The sequence below is a fragment of the Gardnerella sp. c10Ua_244 genome (genome assembly GCF_055818055.1).
This window is the reverse complement of the sequence record NZ_JARFVS010000002.1, coordinates 485943-504631: the sequence shown is the minus strand read 5'-3', so window position 1 is coordinate 504631 and position 18689 is coordinate 485943. Positions and strand designations below refer to the sequence as shown.

Sequence of the window (18689 nt, the reverse complement as noted above, 5' to 3'; positions counted from 1 at the left end):
CCTAATTGCTAGAATTAAACGTATGAGTGAGGATACTGCATTACAAGCATTATTTGACGGTACGTTACGCAATTCTTCTGGCAATGTGACTAATACGTTGCTTGTGTATGGTGCGCCGAATACTGGTAAAACGCAGTTTGCTGTGCGCGCAGCAATTTCCGGCTATAAGCGTTGGTCGCATAATGTTACTGCGATGGCTGTGCAAAATCGTGTTCTTGCTTCAAAAATTGACAATATTATTATTCGCCAAATTGGTGTAAGTAAGCAGTCTCGTCCAGTTGGCACTTTGGCTTCTTTGGCTTTTACTATCATTTCTGCTTGCTGTAAGTCAAAGAATAATCCTTCACCTAAGCTGCTAAATGGTGCTGAGCAGGATTCTTTGCTTCGTAAAGTTTTGCGCGCACACATTGAGCATGTTATGCGTGGAGATAATGGTGATTGCAATATATGCGCGCTTTTTAAGGATTATTTTGAAACGTCTCAATGGGTTGTTCCATTAACTTGCGCAGTTTCCGCCGCTTCAGTGCCTTCTGCGCCTTCCGCAACTCCGGTTGCTCAATCAACTTCTTCGTCTCCAGAATTTTTGGCAGATAGATTCGATATTAACAACGCTTTTATGCATCAATTGCGCGATATGCTCGCTCGTTTAGATGAGCTTGGTATTAGCGATTTTGAAAGCGAAAATTCAGTTCTTCGCGCTCTTAGTGACGAGCAATCTTACGCCAATAATAGTGATATTTTACAAACGTCTGTGCTTATTAAACGTAGATTAACTCAATGGCGTTTGGCGTTTGCTTTGCGTGCTGAATATCGAAAAATAATTGCCGACACTTATAAGTCTTCTTTCCGACTTGATGCTTCGCAACTGTTGGTTGAGGGTGCAAAATCTGCGCGCGAATTAGGAGAGCATGGTTTAGTAAATTCTTCTGAAATTCCAGCTCTTCTTGTAGTCGATGATTATCAAGATATTACTTTGGCTGGTTTGAGTTTTATTGAGACTTTGTCGAAGATTGGCACGCGTTTAGTTTTGCTTGCGAATCCGGATGAATCTGTGCAATCGTTTAGAGGAGCGTACCCGGATTATGCAATTTCTGCAGCTTTGGATGAGTTGAATGCTGCTGAGCAAACTTTAGAATATACGGGTCTTGCTGATTCTTGCGAAAATTCTTCCGACGATTCTGCCGATTCTTCTAAAAATTATTCTGCAGATCCAACTTTTGCAAATCATACTCAAGCACCTTCGATGCGTGAATTGCTCGCTTCACGCGTTTCTCTTTCGCTTACTTCGCAATATAAAACAGATGTTGCGCTACCAAATCGCCCTTGGAAAATGCCAAAATTTGTAGGGTCCTTACCGATTGAGCCTATAGAAACCCTCCAAAATTCTAATCTCAATTCAGACGACACTGTTTTTACAGCGTTATATCGTTCACGGCGCGAGGAATTAGATGCTGTTATTTGGCAAATGAAGCAATCTCACGTAAATAATAAGCGCAAGTGGAGCGATATGGCGTTAATTGCGCACGACAATTCTACTGTTCGTCTTTTTGGCGAGCAGCTTCGCGCTTCTGGGGTTCCTGTGCGATACTCGTCAGTGACTCGCCCATTAAAAGATGAGCCGTTTGTGCAAGGTTTATTTGCGCTTATTGAACTTGCTCAATTTGCGCAGCACGGTTTTTCTGGAATTGTTGAGCAAGTAAAACATGGTAGAAGTTTGCAAAATTTGGCTTCGTGGGTGCGTTTGCGAGTTCAGAATATTATGGATAGTCCACTTGCTTCGATTACTAAGAGCGATTCTGGATTTTACGGTGATTTAGACGTTGAAATACCTGCGAAGTTATATTCTGTAGATTCGCTTATGCGTTCTCTTTCTTCTCTTTCGGCTGTTTTAATTGAGCAAAATGGTGAAAAGAACAAGAGCTTTGAATCTAATGCTCCTTTGCAAAATCTTGTTCATAACTGGGATTTGTTGCAAAATTCGCTTCATGATGCGCAAAGCAAAGCGTACGTTGAATCTCAAATTTTGGTTGATAATAGTCGTATTGATGGCAGTTCAAATGATCTTATGCCATTATCTCTCGATGCGTGCTATTTGCTTTGTGTAGCAGATGTTGCACGTTCTATAGATGATGATTCTACTGTATTGCAAATATTGCAGAATATGGCTCCTCGAAATCCGCACGTTGCAGCTTTTGTAAAACTGTGGAAAAACGTGCAAATTCTCGCTTCTCGTATGCACAATAATCCTGATTTGAGTAATGCTCAATACGCTCTTGGTGAGGCTTGGAATATTTGTCATGTTGCTGAGCGTTGGCAGCGTATGTCTTTACAGCATAATTCGGAAGGTTATCGAGCTAACGATCGCTTGGATGCTGCAATGCGTCTTTTTGATTATGTTTCTTCATATGTTTCTTCTGATATTTCTTCAATGAATACGTTTGACGATACTTTTAGACAAGAAAATGTTGTAAGTATTGCAGATTTTATAGCTCAAGTTCGTGGCATGGAAATTGAAGCTGATTCTCTTGCTAAAGTAGCACCTGTTCCAGATGCTGTAACGCTTACTACTCCTGCTGGTTCTGTTGGAAAACATTGGAATCTTGTGTGGATGCCTACTTTGCAACAACGTGTGTGGCCAAATCTTGCTTCTCGTAGCACTATGTTTGGCGCAGAAAGTTTAGCGAATATTATTTTACATTCTAAGATTTCTGCTTCTAAATTGACTGTGAATGCGTCACTGCTTTCGAATAATGATAAATCTGCAGTTTTTGCTTCGGAACAGCGCAGTTTTTTGTTAGCTATTACGCGCGCAACAGAGCGTTTGTATATAAGCGCGCAATATAGCGATAGTGCTGTGCCAAGCGACTTTCTTTATTATTATTTGCCTGAAAGATACTACAATAATGAAAATTCGCGCACGTCTTTTACGGAATTTACTACGCCTTTTGCTGGTTTAGATATGGATGCTCGTGGACTAGTGTGTGCTGCTCGTTCGCAAATTTTGCGTGCTTCTTCTATGAAAGAAGAGTTTGGAAATAGTGTAGGTAATGCAGATAATGCAGGTAATGCAAGTAGTCCCGATATTGTAAATAGTTCCAATAGTGAGAATAGTAAGTTTAGAAATGCGATTATTGACGCTGCTCAAACGTTGCAATTACTTAAAGAAAATGGAGTATTTTGCGCTGATCCTTTTGAGTGGGATTTTATGAGCGATGTCGATGACTATGTTGATGAGAAATCTTCTGTTGAAAAAGACAATGAAAAAAATAATGAAAAATATAATGAAAAAGCTGGCTCTGCTAAAAAAGCTAGTTCTGTTGTAAGCTTGTCTCCTTCAGCTGTAGATAGTTTGTGGGCATGCCCTGTGTGCGGATTGCTAAATCGTCAGCTTTTAGGTCCTCAACCCGGCAGTGCAGCAACGTATTTTGGCACGCTCATTCACGAAACTGCAAGATGGGCAAGCGAAAATCAACATTACGATATGCCTGAAACTGAAGTTGATGAAACTGAAACAGCGAATAATTCAGCCGAAGTTGCGAATAATTTAGCCGACTATTCTCCCTACTCTCCGCTTGTGCGCCGCAGTAACGCAATCGCAAATCTTATGGAAAAGTATTACTTAAGTATTGCGCCTGAACTTGCAGATATTCGAGATAGTAAGGAGCATTATTCGGCTCTTGCGCGTGAGAAGAATATTAAACGTGCGTTACATGCAATTGCGCAATATTTTGTCACTTCTTACGATCAATCAACATATGCGCTTAACTCAAAAAAGTCAGAAAACGGCATATTAGAATCTCTTACAAAAAGCGAAAAATCTTTAGAAAGCAGCATAGGCAGATTGCAACAAGCATATTGCGAATTGCAAACAAGCGCGCATTTTGGATTTAATGATATTACTCGCGTATTGAACAATACTTTTAAGAATGCAAGTTTGCAAACCGTTACTACGCATGACTGCTACGAATTGATGGGTGCTTTAGTTGGGGGATGGCCGGATGGCGCAAGTGAAGATATGCAAGTGCATATTCACGGTCGAATTGATCGCATGGAAAAGCGCATCAATTCAGATGGTTCTGAGCATATTCGTTTACTGGACTACAAAACAGGAAAACCTTTAACAGCAAGCGGAGTTTTTAACGATTTGCAGCTAGTTTGCTATCAGCTTGCTTTACTTTTTTCTGATGAGAATCCGCTTATTGATGCGTCGAATGCGCCGATTATTTCACGAAGTGTTCTATTTCACGTTGCTAAGAACGATTATCCTGCTCAAGATCATAACGTTGCTGAAAACGTGTATCAGCCGCCGCTTTGCGTAAAAAATGCTTTCAATAATAATCCGCTTGAGTTACGAGTTGGATTCAAAAATATGGCAAGATTGTTAGATTGTCCGCAGCTTGACGATATTGCGAAGAATTGTCCAGAAAATGTAAGCGAAAACGCTTGGCAGTCGTTTACATCATTAAATCAAAGCGCAAAATGGTCTCTTACTATGATTTCGCGCGTTTGCTATGCTGCTGCGGCAGTTCGTTCGCATAAGATTATTGCGCACCCAACTTCTGAACACTTGAAGTATTGCAACGGAAAACAAGTATGCCCAGCATGCGCAGGTTGTATAGACACTGTATATGAGGTGTTGTAGTTATGATTGATAAAACAAATAAGCAATTTACTCGCAAGAACACCGATAGTGCGGAGCAAGCTGCAGCAATTCAAGCGCCAACAAATAAGAACATGATTATTGTTGCAGGAGCTGGAAGTGGCAAAACGTATACGATGACTCGTCGAGTTATCGACCTTATTGAGCGCGGAGTTGCTCCTGAAAGTATTTTGGGTTTGACTTTTACTAATAAAGCAGCTTCTGAGCTGCTTGCAAGAGTTGCTCAAGCTGTAAGTCAGCATAGTAGCGAAATAAATAAGCTTATCAATAACGGAAATTCCGCATCTTCAAGTGGCTTTTTGAAGCCAGAAGTAATGACATACGATGCTTTTTTCCAGTCAATTGTGCGCCAATATGGTTTGCTTGTTGGATTTGATCAAAATACGCAACCTTTAAGCGATGCAGGTGCGCGCGAATTAATAAAACCGCTAGTAAACGATTATGTTACTAATCATGCGGAAGTGCTGTCTTGGTATAGTTTTGATGCGCTTATTGACGACGTGCTTGCGCTCGCAGCAGATATTTCATGCTCGATGATTGGCATAAATAGCAGGGGAGATTCTATAGATAGCACGTCTAAAGCTGTTCTAGAAATTCAAAAGTGGAATAACGCTTGGATTGAGCATTTGCAAAAAGCAATTAATTGTGCTGAAACTACTGAAATAATTGCAAAAAAGCCTAGCTCTATTAAATTGCGTCGCGGAAAAAACGATTCAGATGAAAAATATTTCGAAAAGTGCGAAAATTACGGAAAAGAATACGTAGAATACCTGAATATTACATTAAAAAATAAGTGTTATGAATCTTGTAATAACTTGCTTGAAGCTGCTGAGAAGCGCAATGTATTACTTGAATTAGTTTTGGCTTTTGACGCAGCAAAGCAGCGCGCAAATATGGCGCAATTTAGCGATTTTACTATTGCTGCATACCGTTTGGTGACGCATTTTCCTTCTATTGCAGAGCAGTATCGCCGCCAATACAGCCAAGTTTTGCTTGATGAATATCAAGATACTTCTACAACTCAAGCAATGCTGATTGCAACGCTGTTTCATAAAAAAACTAACGGTGTGGAAGAAGCTAGCGTTGCTGCGAAAACTAGCGAAAATCAAGACTTTTTAACTACTCAACAAACGCATATTGCTGCAGTAGGTGATCCGTTCCAAGCTATTTACTCGTTTAGAGGAGCTAGTTCCGGAGCTTTCAGAAAGCTTGAGCAAGCACTAAATATCGACCAGTCAAGTGAGTTTTCTCTTACTAGAACGCGACGCAATTCGCAGCTTATTTTAAAAGCTGCAAATTCTATTACGAAACCTTTGCGAGTGCCTGCGCTTCGCCATAGTAGTTCACTTGCTACAGAAGTAGAAGTGAAAAACTTGCAATACTTAGATAATGCGCCAAAAGGTACTTTTAGTGTGTTAAATATGCCTACGCAATATCAAGAAGTAGAAGCCGTTGTGCGTTTTGTAAAATATGTAAAACATAATGCGCTATCTGAAAACGACGATACTAATTCTGCATCTGCTCGAGTTGCAGTTCTTTTCCGTAGTAAAAATAATATTCCGTTATATGAAGAAGCATTACAAAAAGCAGGTTTACGCACTCTTACTGTTGGGTATTCTGCATTGCTTGAAAAACCAGAAATTCGAGATGTTTTAGCTCTTCTTTCTGTTGTTGCAGATCACACAAATACTCAAGCTTTGATGAGATTGCTTGCAACTCCTCGTTTTGCGCTTAATACTGATGATTTGGCTGCTATAGCTAATATTGCAACATCAAAGAATATCGAATATGTTTTTCGTGCTTTAGTGCAAGCAGGTTTAGTAGACGCTGAAACTCCTCGCTCTAAGTGGTCGCAAGTTGTTCGAGAACAGCAATCTCAAGCTTCGCAAACCAATAGTATTCATGGTGGAGTTTTTGTGGCGGATGTTTTGCTTGAAGCATACGAAACTCAACTAAGCGAAGAAGCAAAAAATAACGACAAAAACGACAAAAACGACAATAATTTGCTTTCTGAGCTAAAAAATAATTTAAGCTCTAAAGCTTATGTAGCAGTGTTAAGAATAGGGCAAATGATTCATGCAATACAACGTGCTCAATCTGGCTCTTTGCAAGATATTATGCGCGTTGCTGTAGAAACGCTTAACGTTGATATTGACGTTGCGCTATCTCGTGCGCTTATGAATGATACTTCCTCTAATGCAACGCTTCTTGACGATATGCACTCTACTGTCGATTCTATTTGTTTACTAGCAGACGCGTATTTGCAAGAAATGAGCGATTTTACAACTCCTACTTTGCATGGGTTTATGTCTTGGATTTTCAATATAGACAAAATTAACGATCAACCTTCTTCAGTGGATGAGGCTGCGGATGTCGTATTGATGACTATTCACCAATCGAAAGGTTTGGAATGGCCTGCTGTAGCGATAGTTGGGCTTAATGAAGGCGCGTTCCCAAGTAATCAAGGCGATAATTTGCGCGTAATAGCAACGCAACAAAGTGGCGTGTACAGGGAAAGGGCATACGCAACGCTCGAAGTTGCTTCAAAAGTGCCTGTTTCTATGAGAGTGGATGCAAACATATTGCCAAGATTCCCTCACGATGTTGATCTTGAAACTAGCATGGAACCTCAAAAATCTTTGAAAAATATGTTAACTGTAGACGATATCGACGCAGAAGTTTATGGATCAAGAGCTAGAGAAATGTTTGATTTGGCAGAAAAATTCCATGAGCATGAGCAGGCTCCAGTAGAAGCGATTCCTTCAGAAGCTAGCAAAGTGTATGACGCTGTGATGAAAACTGGCACATTGCCTCTTTCACAAGTCGAAGAGCGTGGGCGCGCTTTGCATATTGACGAGCGTCACCTTATGTATGTTGCTTTGACGCGTGCTAAATTCGCAGCATTGCTCACTTGCAGCCAGTCTAATGCTATGAGCGTTGTTGAGAATAAAGAAAATTTTGCCAATAGTGCAGCTTCTTCTGTAGATGAATCTTCAAATATTTCAACTTCTAGAGTTAAAAAACCTTCTGTTTTTTGGCAGGAAATGTATGATTCAATGCGCGGATCTGAAGAATCTCCGGTTCAGGTCACAGCTAAGGTTTCAGATTCTTCAAATCAAGTAGGTTATGTTGTAGGGGAGTCAGCTTCGCAACTTGCGCAATTATTTAGCGAGGAAAGCACTATTCCAACTGAAGATAATGAGAAACAATTATCTTGGCCGAGTGCATCTAGTGAAGCTATACGTAGTGTATTGCAAAAATCTGCGCAAGACGTTGTAAATTCAAAAATGAGTAATCAAATTTCTGGTATTTCAAAAGATAATTCTTTGCTTTACAAAGCTCAAGCTTTGCTACAAGATGCAGATTTAATGCCGAAAATTGATTGGTATCACAACATTCAAGAGTTGAAAAACAGAGCAGAGCAGCTTTCTAATGTTGAAAATGTCAATGTGACTGCTGTGCAAAGACGCGCTATGTTTCGTAATGATTATTCGCGCGCGAATGAAGATTTTGATGATGCGGATGCTAAGCGTTTGCGGAAGGAATGGATGGCAATTATTCGCCCTATTCCTAGCGTTTCTTCGCCTGCTTCTGATTTGGGAACGCGTTTTCATGCTTGGGCTGAACAGTTTGTAAAAGCTGGTTGCGTGAATAAAAATTCTATTCAGTATGACGTTGATGAAAACGTTGATGAGAATGCTGTTGAGAACGTTGCTGAAACTTGCGAGAATATTTCGCAAAATGCAAAATCTTCGGAGCGCAAATTGTTGATATGGAAGCAGCGTTTAATAACATCAAAATGGGCGCATCGCCGTCCTATAGCAGTAGAGCAGCCGATTGTAGCTCATGTTCCAGAATTAGGCGATCAAATTATTAATGGCAAAATCGACGCAATATTTGCAGGTGGTTTAAATCCAGAAGATCCAAGCAAATTGTACACGATAGTCGATTGGAAAACCGGAAGAAAACCAACCAAATCACAAGATATTGCGCTTAAACTTGGCCAGCTTGACTGGTATCGTCTGCTTTTGTCTCTTATGACTAAGGTTCCGCTTGATGCTATCGATGCCACCCTTTATTATGTGAACATATCGGATGAATGTGAACGGGAAATTCATGCCGAGCAAAAAACGAAAGATGAGATCCTTGCCGAGTTACACTCTGACACGTTAATCTCCCTCGATGATGATGACGCATAAATGTTGCTATTGCAATCATTTTGTCGCAATTTATTTGCTGCAATTTTTGTTTGCTGTAACGTATTTTGCGCCGCGATTGAAACGCATCGTGAATCACTTCGAAAACGTGCAGATTCCTCGTGCAGTGTGTGTGGGCGGGCATACGCACAACATCGATTTGAGTATGAAGTAAGGAAGAATCATGACTGTTGAATTTCGTTCTGTAAAACTCAGTGATATTGATGCAATGGTTAAAGAATATGAACGTACTTGGGGTATTGCGCAAAAAGTTGGGAAAGATGCTTCGTTAAGTCTTTCTCGAAGATGTGTGTTGCATTACTTAGAACCTTCAACGCATGGTACTATTGCTGAAATAGACGGTAAGTTTATGGGTCTGCTTTTGGCGCGAGTTTTTGACGCACCTGTTTTATTTCCAGAAGTAGGGAGAATGCTTCGCGAGCAAGAAGTCGCAATGAAAGAAAATTGTGACAAAAACTATGCTCTCGCTTTAGAAGAAGCGTACGGCATGCGCGCGTTGGAAACTAAACTTGAAGCGAAATCTCATATCAATAATTTAACTCAAGCGGAATTGGAGCTTTTCCTTGTTTCTCCAGATGCTCGTGGGCATGGTGTCGGTGGAGGCTTGTGGAAGCGAACAATGCATATGCTAAGAAATAACGGAGTAAATCGTTACTATTTGCATACTGATTCAGCGTGTGACGTAAGCTTTTATGATTATCACGGGCTTAGAAGAGATGCTTCTTTTATGCGCTCGGATCATCCTTATGAAGCTAAGAACGTGAAATCTTTGGTGGATGACTTGTATATTTACTCAGGTGAGCCGAGAGTTCGTTCAAAGCAAGCAAATGCTCGTTCTAAAACGCGTTAATAAAAATATGCAAATGTATAACGTTGCGTGACTTGCTTGACAAAAAGGAGCAAAGAAATATATGTCGTCCCAAACGGCAACTAAGAAAGCATCGGTATTTTCTCAATATTCTAGATTATTTTCATTTAATGGAGCTAAAGCGTTTTGTGTAGCAGGCGCGATTGCGCGTTTGCCAATGTCTATGATTGCGTTGGGAATTGTTCTTGCATTAAACCATTTGTATAACAACTGGACTATTGCTGGAGCAATGTCTGCGTCGTATGTGCTTGCACAAGCTGCGGTAACTCCTGTGTATGCTAAGCTTTTTGACCGTTTTGGTCAGCGTAAAGTTGGAGTTATTGCGCTAAGTGCACAAGTAATCGCTATGATTTCTTTTGCATTTGCAGCTTTATTTAAGGTTCCTCTTGTTTTGCTTTTTGTGTTAGCAATTGTGATGGGCGTAACTCAGTTTGCTTTTGGCGCGTTGGTGCGTACTCGTTGGGCTTATACATTGCGTGCAGAAGATGACGATTCTTTATTAAACGTTGCTTATGCGTTGGAATCTGGTATCGATGAAATTGTGTTTATATTAGGACCTATTTTGGCTGCGTGGTTAGCAACTTCTGTGCACCCTGTTTCGCAATTATTCGTGCCAGTATTTGCAAGTGGATTGGGCGGAGCTTGGTTCTTTTCTCTAAAAAATACTCAACCTGCTGTGCTCAAAGTAGTGGAAGTTCCAACTGCTGCAGCTGAAGATGTTGATGTATTAATCGCTTCTCAAAAAGAAGATGAAATTTCCAAAGATTATGTGGCATCTCAAAAGCAAGAAGCGAAACGCTCATTTGTAGACAAATTTAGTCTTAAGCAATTGCATAATCATCGCTCAAAAAAGCGCGGTAAAAACGTGCTGCTTTACCGCGGCATTATCCCGCTTGTGCTCATGTTTGTTGTATTTAATATGAGTTTTAGTGCATTTGACGTGTCTGTAACAGCTGCAATGAAAGCTCAGGGGCTTGATCATTTCATTGGTATGCAGTTGGCATTGTTTGCATGCGGTTCGCTTGTGGGAGCGATTATTTTTGGATCGCATAAATTCCGCGGTTCTAATTGGTCGCATCTGATTGTATTTTTGACTGTTCTAACTGTCGGATTTATGCTTATGAGTCTTAATATTGACAGACTTATGTTTATGAGCGTTTTTGAAGTGCTTTCTGGCTTATGCGTTTCGCCAATTTTTGCTACTGGAAATCTTATTGTGAAAGCAACTGTTCCTGAAGAATCGCTTACGGAAGGTCTTTCATGGCTACCAACTGCGTCTGCTGTTGGCTGTTCTTTAGGCTCGATGGCTGCTGGAGCTGCAATCGACTCGTGGAATTCGCATGCCGGAATGATGGTTCCATGGATCTCAACAATGGCAGCTATACCTATCGCCACGCTTGGCTGGTTTATTGTAATGGTGCTTAAAAAGCGACATTAACTGCGCACGTGTGTAAAGTTTCTGCCGTTTTCTCGCTTTAATCCGATCGAAATTTTACAGCTGCGTAAAGTTTCTGCCGCTTCAGTGACAAAAGCTGAGTTGAGTCCTAACGGTACACTAGAAAGAAGTGCGCAATATCGCAAGATGTAGTGAGATGAATATGAAAATAGAATATGATGAACGTACTGAGGAAATTCTTGCTGAAGTAGTACGCGATGCGTTGCAATCTGACGCTGATAATATGCGTTCTCTTAATAACCAAGAATCTTCTGCGTCGTCTAAGCAAATTCGACAGTCGGTGAAAAAAGTGAATAAAAAAATGTCTGCTGATACTTCAACTAAATCAGTATCTACTAAAGATGTAAAAACTGCTAAAACTAAATCAACTAAAAAAGCTAAATTCAACAAAGAAACTAAAACAGAAAATGCAAAGTCATCAACTCGTAGAACAGGAAATGTTCTTCCTCCTGTAGTTAACGATCAAAGAGAAGGTGCTCTTATTGCGCCGCCAAAGTATCGTAAAGGATCAATGCGAATCGTACCGCTTGGCGGTTTGGGTGAAATCGGCCGCAATATGAACGTAATTGAATATAACGGTCATATTTTGCTTATCGATTGCGGTGTGCTGTTTCCGGAAGAAGAGCAGCCTGGCGTTGATTTGATTTTGCCTGATTTCCACTATATTCAGGATCGACTTGATAAGGTTGAAGCTTTAGTTTTGACGCACGGTCACGAAGATCATATTGGTGGTGTGCCGTATCTTCTTAAGATGCGTCCGGATATTCCGCTGATTGGTTCTAAGCTTACTTTGGCTTTTGTTGAAGCAAAGTGCCAGGAGCATCATATTGAGCCGAAACTTACTCGCGTTGAAGGCCGCGATAAGATGAAAGTAGGTCCGTTTAATCTTGAGTTTATTACGGTGACGCACTCGATTCCGGACGCGCTTGCTGTTTGTGTTAAAACGCCTGCTGGAACTTTGATTGATACTGGCGATATTAAGCTCGATCAGCTTCCTCTTGACCATCGTATTACTGATTTAGTTGAGTTTGGTCGCTTAGGTGAGCAGGGCATAGATTTGCTTATGGCTGATTCCACTAATGCTGAAGTTCCAGGATTTGTAAAGCCTGAAACTTCGATTGGTCCGGCTTTGGATCGCGCTTTTGCTGAAGCTACGCGCAAGATTATTGTTGCTAGTTTCTCAAGCCACGTGCATCGCGTGCAGCAAGTGGTTGACGCAGCTCACAAGTTTGGCAGAAAAGTTGTGTTCGTTGGCCGTTCGATGGTTCGCAATATGTCAATTGCTGCGGATTTAGGCTACTTGCATATTCCTGAAAACACGGTTGTGGACTTAAAGCAGGCCAAGGATGTTCAAGACGACAAGCTCGTATACATGTGCACTGGTTCACAAGGCGAGCCTATGGCTGCACTCGGGCGTATTGCAGATGGCAATCACCGAGATATTACTGTTAATGAGTTCGACACTGTTATTCTTGCAAGTTCGCTTATTCCAGGAAATGAGCACGAAGTTTATAAGGTTATTAACAAGCTTGTGCAGTTGGGTGCGCGCGTAATCAACAAAGATAACGCTGCAATTCACGTGTCTGGTCATTGCAATGAAGGCGAGCTTTTGTACTTGTACAACATTGTGAAGCCAAAGTGCGCCATGCCAATTCATGGTGAGCATCGTCACTTGGTTGCAAACGGATTGATTGCAGTAAAAACTGGCGTTGAACCAAATAACGTTGTGCTTGCTGAAGACGGCGATGTTGTGGATTTGTATCATGGCAATGCTGCAGTTGTTGGTTCTGTACCATGCGGTTACGTGTATGTTGATGGTGATTCTGTTGGTGAGCTTACAGATGAAGAGCTTGAAAAGCGCAGAATTTTGGGCACGGAAGGTTTCGTATCGAGCTTTGTTGTAGTTGATACAGAGCACGCTGACGTTGTTTCTGGTCCAAAGATTTTCTTGAATGCTGTTGCTGAAGACGAGGCTGATTTTGAGAAGGTTCGTCATCAAATTGTTGAACAGTTGCAGGATGCGATGATGCGCGGTGAGTACGATACTCATAAGTTGCAGCAGATTATGCGACGAACTTTGGGTAGTTGGGTTGCTCGCGCTTTGCGCAGGAAGCCAATGCTTGTGCCGGTAGTTGCGGATATTTCGGAAAATAATCAAGAATAATCAAAAATAAAGAAAATATTCGCAATTATTTGTAAATAGCTAAAAATAATCGTAAATATAATCAAAAATAAGAAAAATATAAGGAAGGTACAAAATATGCCAGGAGCAAATCTGACTCGCGTAGAAGCTCAAGAGCGTTTCGACGCTATCCAAATGCCAATTCACTACGATGTTGCGCTCGATTTAGGAAAAGGCGGACGTGATTTTACTTCGCGCACGAAGATTGAGTTCGATGCTAAAGCTGGTAGCGCAAGCTTCCTCGATTTAATTGCAAACAGCGTAGAATCTGTGGTGTTAAACGGTACCGCTCTTGACGTTTCTAAAGTTTTTGCAGACAGTCGAATTGAGCTTGCAAATTTGCTTGAGCATAATACCGTAGAAGTTGTAGCAAACTGCCAGTATTCCAACACGGGCGAAGGTTTGCACAGAAGCGTGGATCCTTCCGACGGAAACGTTTATTTGTATACTCAGTTCGAAGTGCCGGATGCTCGCCGCGTTTATGCTGTGTTTGATCAGCCGGATTTAAAGGCTGTTTTTGACTTTACGGTGGACGCTCCAGAAAGTTGGATTGTGACTTCCAATATGCCAGTTAAAAGCGAAACTGCGATTGAAGGCCGCGAAACTGAAGCAGGCACTTTGGAAAATGGCGCTGTAGAAGGCATGAAGCGTTGGGTATTCGAGTCAACTCCAAAGATGAGCTCCTACTTAACTGCTATCTGCGCAGGCCCTTACGCGCAGTGGCACACAACTTACAACAATGAAGACGGTCGCGTAGTTCCAATGGCAATGTACTGCCGTCAGGCACTTAAAGACGCTTTTGCAAAAGACGTTGACTACTTGTTCGATATTACGAAGAAAGGTTTTGCTTTCTACGCTAAGACTTGGGGAGTGCCGTATCCGTACGCAAAGTACGATCAGATTTACGTTCCAGAATATAACGCTGGAGCTATGGAAAACATTGGTATGGTCACGATTCGCGACCAGTACGTGTTTGAATCCAAAGTCACGGACGCTTATGCTGAGCGCCGCGTTGTAACAGTTTTGCATGAGCTTGCACACATGTGGTTCGGCGACTACGTGACCATGAAGTGGTGGAATGATTTGTGGCTTAACGAATCCTTCGCAGAATTCACTTCTACTCTTGCAACTGCTGAAGCAACCGAATGGCATGACGCTTGGAGCACTTTCAATTCCGGCGAAAAAAGCTGGGCACTTAATCAAGATCAGCTTCCAACAACGCACCCAATCGTGGCTCCAATCAACGATTTGAATGACACTTCCGTCAACTTCGACGGCATCACTTATGCAAAGGGTGCTTCTGTATTGAAGCAACTCGTAGCGTATGTTGGTCGCGAAAAGTTCTTTGAAGGAATCCACAACTATTTGAGTAAGCATGCATACAGCAATGCAACTTTGGCTGATTTGTTGCACGAGTTAGAGCTTACAAGCGGCCGCGATTTGAAGGCTTGGAGTGCTCAATGGCTTGAAAAGGCTGGAATTAATACGATTTCTACTGAAGTCGAAGAAGCAGGTGACGGCACTATTGCTTCCTTGCGTTTGCATCAGAGCGCGCCAGCTGAGCATCCTGTTCTTCGCGCACACCGTTTGGCTGTTGGATTCTACAATGTAGACGAAGCAACTGGTGAAATTAAGCGCACAAAGCGAATCGAACTTGACGTTGACGGCGAAGTGACGGAAGTTGTTGAGGCGCGCGGCGAGAAAATGCCTGCGCTTATTCTTGTAAACGACGACGATTTAACTTATACGAAGCTACGTTTTGACGCAAAGTCGCTTGAATTTGCTGCAGAAAACTTGTATCGTTTCAAGGATTCTTTGACTCGCTCGCTTATTTGGCTCGCATTGTGGGATATGACTCGCGACGCAGAATTCCCAGCAGAACGCTTCGTGGAACTCAGCCTTAAAGCTTTGGCAACCGAGCGTGAATCAACTACTTTCCGCTATGCTCTTGGTCAAGTGAAAGTAACTGCAAGCCACTACGTGGTTCCAGAGCGTCAAGCAGAAGTCGCAAAGCATGTTGCTCACGAATTGTGGCAGTTGGCTTTGGCAGCTTCTGCAGGTTCCGATGAACAATTCCAGCTCGTTAAGGCTTATCTTGGATACGGCGAAGTTGGAGATGCTGAGTTTGTGCGTGTAGCTAACGGTTTGCTCGACGGTTCTGTGAATCTGGAAGGCTTGGGAATCGACAACGACTTACGCTGGAGCATTCTTATTGCGCTCGCAGGTGTGAACGCTTTGGACGAAGCTGGAATTGACGCGGAACTTCAAAAGCGCGACACGACTGAGAATCGCGAATACGCTTACCAGGCTCGTGCAGCTCGCTCAACTGCAGAAGCTAAGGATTGGGCTTTTGAACAGGCTTTGCGTAATCTCGATTTGACGAATATGCAAATGGGCGCTGTGGTTGCTGGCTTTGCAAGCACTGCTAAAGGCGATTTGGTTAAGCCTTACGTTGATCGCTACTTTGCTGAAGTTGAGTGGATTTGGAAGAACCGCACCTTCCACATGGCTGAAGCTTTGATCGAAGGCTTGTATCCTGTGTATGCGCCGGTTGAGGAGCTGGTTAAGCACGGTGAAAAGTGGCTTGAGGCTCATGCTGATGCAGATCAGGCTTTGCGTCGCATGGTGCTCGGCAGCCTTGATTCTTCTCGCCGCACGCTTAAGGTACAGCATTACAACGCTTCCTTGTGCTAGTGCCTTAATTAATGTGGCGCGAGTTTTGCGCGACGACCTGCTTTCGCGCAGCATTGTGCGCGCGAAAGCAACTCGGAGCGTGAGCTTGCTCAGGTGGAAAGTCCAGTGGACTTTCCACGCAAGCTCAGCAGCGAGAGCGTTAACCGCGCGAGCGTTGGCCAATTTGTGGAACATTTTCCGGAGTTTTTCCGGCTTTTGTACCACAACCATGTGCGGAGAAATTTTTTATAGCGCGTTATGTAATGTTACGAGTAAGATGGCAAACAGTGTGTGACGCGCTAGTATGCGATGTTGTTTGCTTGCGCGCAGGATGAAGTGATTTTTGCGAAAGAGGCTTTATTATGCCAAGAATGTTTGGTACTGACGGTGTGCGTGGATTGGCGAACCGAGATTTAACAGCGCAACTTGCGTTAGATTTGGGTGATGCTGCAGTGCGCGTTTTAGGGGATAAGCACGCGCCGGTTGCATCTAGCTCTAATGAAAGCGAGACTTCCTCTCACGCTCGCCGTCGCGCGCTTATTGGCAGAGATACGCGTGTTTCTGGTGATTTTCTAGCTTCTGCTCTCGCTGCTGGCATGAGTGCTGGCGGTTTTGATGTTATTGATGCTGGAATTATCCCAACTCCTGGCGTTGCTTTCCTCACTTCCGTGCTTAACGTTGAAATGGGTGCTGTTATTTCTGCGTCGCATAATCCTATGCCAGATAACGGTATTAAATTCTTTGCGCGCGGAGGTTTTAAGCTTCCAGATAGCAAGGAAGATGAGATTGAGACTGTGCTTGGTCAAGATTGGGAGCGTCCAACTGGTGCTGGTGTAGGTCGAGTCAGCCATGATACTACTACAGCTACTAACTTGTATATTGATCATTTAGTTTCTGCTGTTGCGCCTTTAAGCAATGGTTCTACTACGCGTCCAAAGCCTCTTGCAGGCTTGCGTGTTGTAGCAGATTGCGCGAATGGTGCTACTTCTGTTGTTGCTCCTGAAGCTCTTCGTCGCGCTGGTGCGGAAGTAATCGTAATTAACGCTTCTCCTGACGGCTACAATATTAACGATCACGCAGGCTCGACTCATCCTGAGCAGCTGCAAGCCATGGTTAAAGCTTCTAAGGCTGATTTAGGCGTGGCTTTTGACGGTGACGCCGACCGCTGCTTAGCTGTTGACGAGAACGGCAATATGGTTAATGGCGATCAAATTATGGGTATTCTTGCTCGCGCAAAGCAGGCTGAAGGTAAGCTGAATCACGATACGCTCGTTGTAACTGTAATGAGCAATCTTGGCTTAAAGCTTGCGCTCAAAGATATGGGCATTTCAACAGTGCAAACAAACGTCGGCGATCGCTACGTTCTTGAAGAAATGCTTAAGCATGATTATTCACTCGGCGGCGAGCAGTCTGGTCACGTTATTAATCGCGAATTTGCAACAACCGGTGACGGTACGCTTACTGCTTTGACTTTGTGCCGTGAAGTTGTTCGTTCAGGCAAGAAACTTTCGCAAATGGCTGCAGACTTCCCGCAGCTTCCGCAAGCTCTTGTAAATGTGCCAAATGTAGATAAAATGGCTTCGAAAACTAACGCAGCTGTGCTTGCAGCTGTTGAGAAAGAATCGAAGCTTCTTAGAGATACAGGTCGCGTGCTTTTGCGTCCTAGTGGCACAGAGCCGCTTGTGCGCGTTATGTGCGAGGCTGCAACTCAAACTCAGGCAGATGAGGTTTGTGCTCGTCTTGCTCAAGTTGTGGTCGATAATCTGAAGCTATAAGCTTACTTATTTTTTGCGCCTGCTATTTGCTTACATTTCAGTCGGCTCTAGCAGTGCGCAAATAATTTTGATACACTTATATCTTTAGTGCGGCTTTCAAATTCTGCTCGCAGCATGTAGATTTTGTATGTTTTCGCGTTACTGTGCGCGTTACTTAAAACGGTGAAAAGGAGTCCTATGTTTACGCATCACGCAAGTGTTGATACTAAGCTCAGTCGCGCTGTTGAGCGCTTGCTTGATTCCGCTACAGAAGACGGCATTTTGCCGATTGTGCAAGCAGGTGAGCCTGTTCTTCGCCAGCGCACTGTGGCATATGACGGCCAGCTTACACGTGCTACTCTCACAAAACTTATTTCTCTTATGCACAGCACAATGCTGGAGGCTCCAGGCGTAGGTTTGGCTGCTCCACAGATTGGTTTAGGTCTTGCGATTGCTGTTATTGAAGATCATGTTCGTGACGATGAGGATGATCCTCGTGACATTGCAGAGCTTCCGTTTAGAGCTATTATTAATCCTCATTATGAGCCTATTGGTACGCAAACTCGTAGTTTTTATGAAGGTTGCTTAAGTGTTTCCGGCTATCAGGCTGTACGTCAGCGTTGGCTTGATATTCAGGCTACTTGGCAGGATGAGGACGGCAAACAACATTCCGAGCGTTTGCATGGTTGGCCTGCGCGTATTTTCCAGCACGAAACGGATCATCTTCGTGGTGAACTTTATATTGATCGTGCAGAAATGCGTTCGCTTTCCACTGATGAGAACCTTGAGGATTACTGGGCAGATGAAGCAGTTCCTGTAGCTGCTGCTCGCACGCTCGGTTTTGCAATATGATTTTAAAGTTTTAAAAATTATTGCAGT

Annotated in this window: 8 protein-coding genes; all 8 read left to right on the top strand. The window is 42.8% G+C overall.

Features of this window, described 5'->3' with window-relative positions:
- Window positions 1-22 precede the first annotated feature (22 nt).
- Window positions 23-4642, top strand: coding sequence for a PD-(D/E)XK nuclease family protein (locus P0108_RS05255; RefSeq protein WP_473730831.1), 4620 nt, complete (start codon window positions 23-25; stop codon window positions 4640-4642).
- Between the two features lie 2 nt (window positions 4643-4644).
- Window positions 4645-8859, top strand: a complete 4215-nt coding sequence (locus tag P0108_RS05250; protein ID WP_416090797.1) for an ATP-dependent DNA helicase — start codon at window positions 4645-4647, stop codon at window positions 8857-8859.
- A 181-nt stretch (window positions 8860-9040) separates the two neighbouring features.
- Window positions 9041-9727: a GNAT family N-acetyltransferase gene (locus tag P0108_RS05245; RefSeq protein WP_416090799.1), complete on the top strand. Its 687-nt coding sequence runs from the start codon at window positions 9041-9043 to the stop codon at window positions 9725-9727.
- A gap of 61 nt (window positions 9728-9788) precedes the next feature.
- A complete protein-coding gene (locus P0108_RS05240; protein ID WP_410309302.1) occupies window positions 9789-11183 on the top strand; it encodes an MFS transporter in 1395 nt (464 codons plus the stop codon).
- 154 nt (window positions 11184-11337) lie between these two features.
- The gene (locus P0108_RS05235) at window positions 11338-13365 is read left to right on the top strand and encodes a ribonuclease J (protein ID WP_473730830.1); all 2028 of its coding nucleotides are present in this window, start codon (window positions 11338-11340) and stop codon (window positions 13363-13365) included.
- A 96-nt stretch (window positions 13366-13461) separates the two neighbouring features.
- Window positions 13462-16077, top strand: coding sequence for an aminopeptidase N (gene pepN, locus P0108_RS05230; protein ID WP_473730829.1), 2616 nt, complete (start codon window positions 13462-13464; stop codon window positions 16075-16077).
- A gap of 341 nt (window positions 16078-16418) precedes the next feature.
- Window positions 16419-17831 carry a phosphoglucosamine mutase gene (gene glmM, locus P0108_RS05225; protein ID WP_012914425.1) on the top strand — a complete coding sequence of 471 codons (1413 nt, stop codon included), beginning with the start codon at window positions 16419-16421 and terminating at the stop codon, window positions 17829-17831.
- A gap of 177 nt (window positions 17832-18008) precedes the next feature.
- Complete coding sequence (locus tag P0108_RS05220; protein WP_004107289.1) at window positions 18009-18662, top strand: peptide deformylase; 654 nt, start codon at window positions 18009-18011, stop codon at window positions 18660-18662.
- The last annotated feature ends 27 nt before the right edge of the window (window positions 18663-18689 follow it).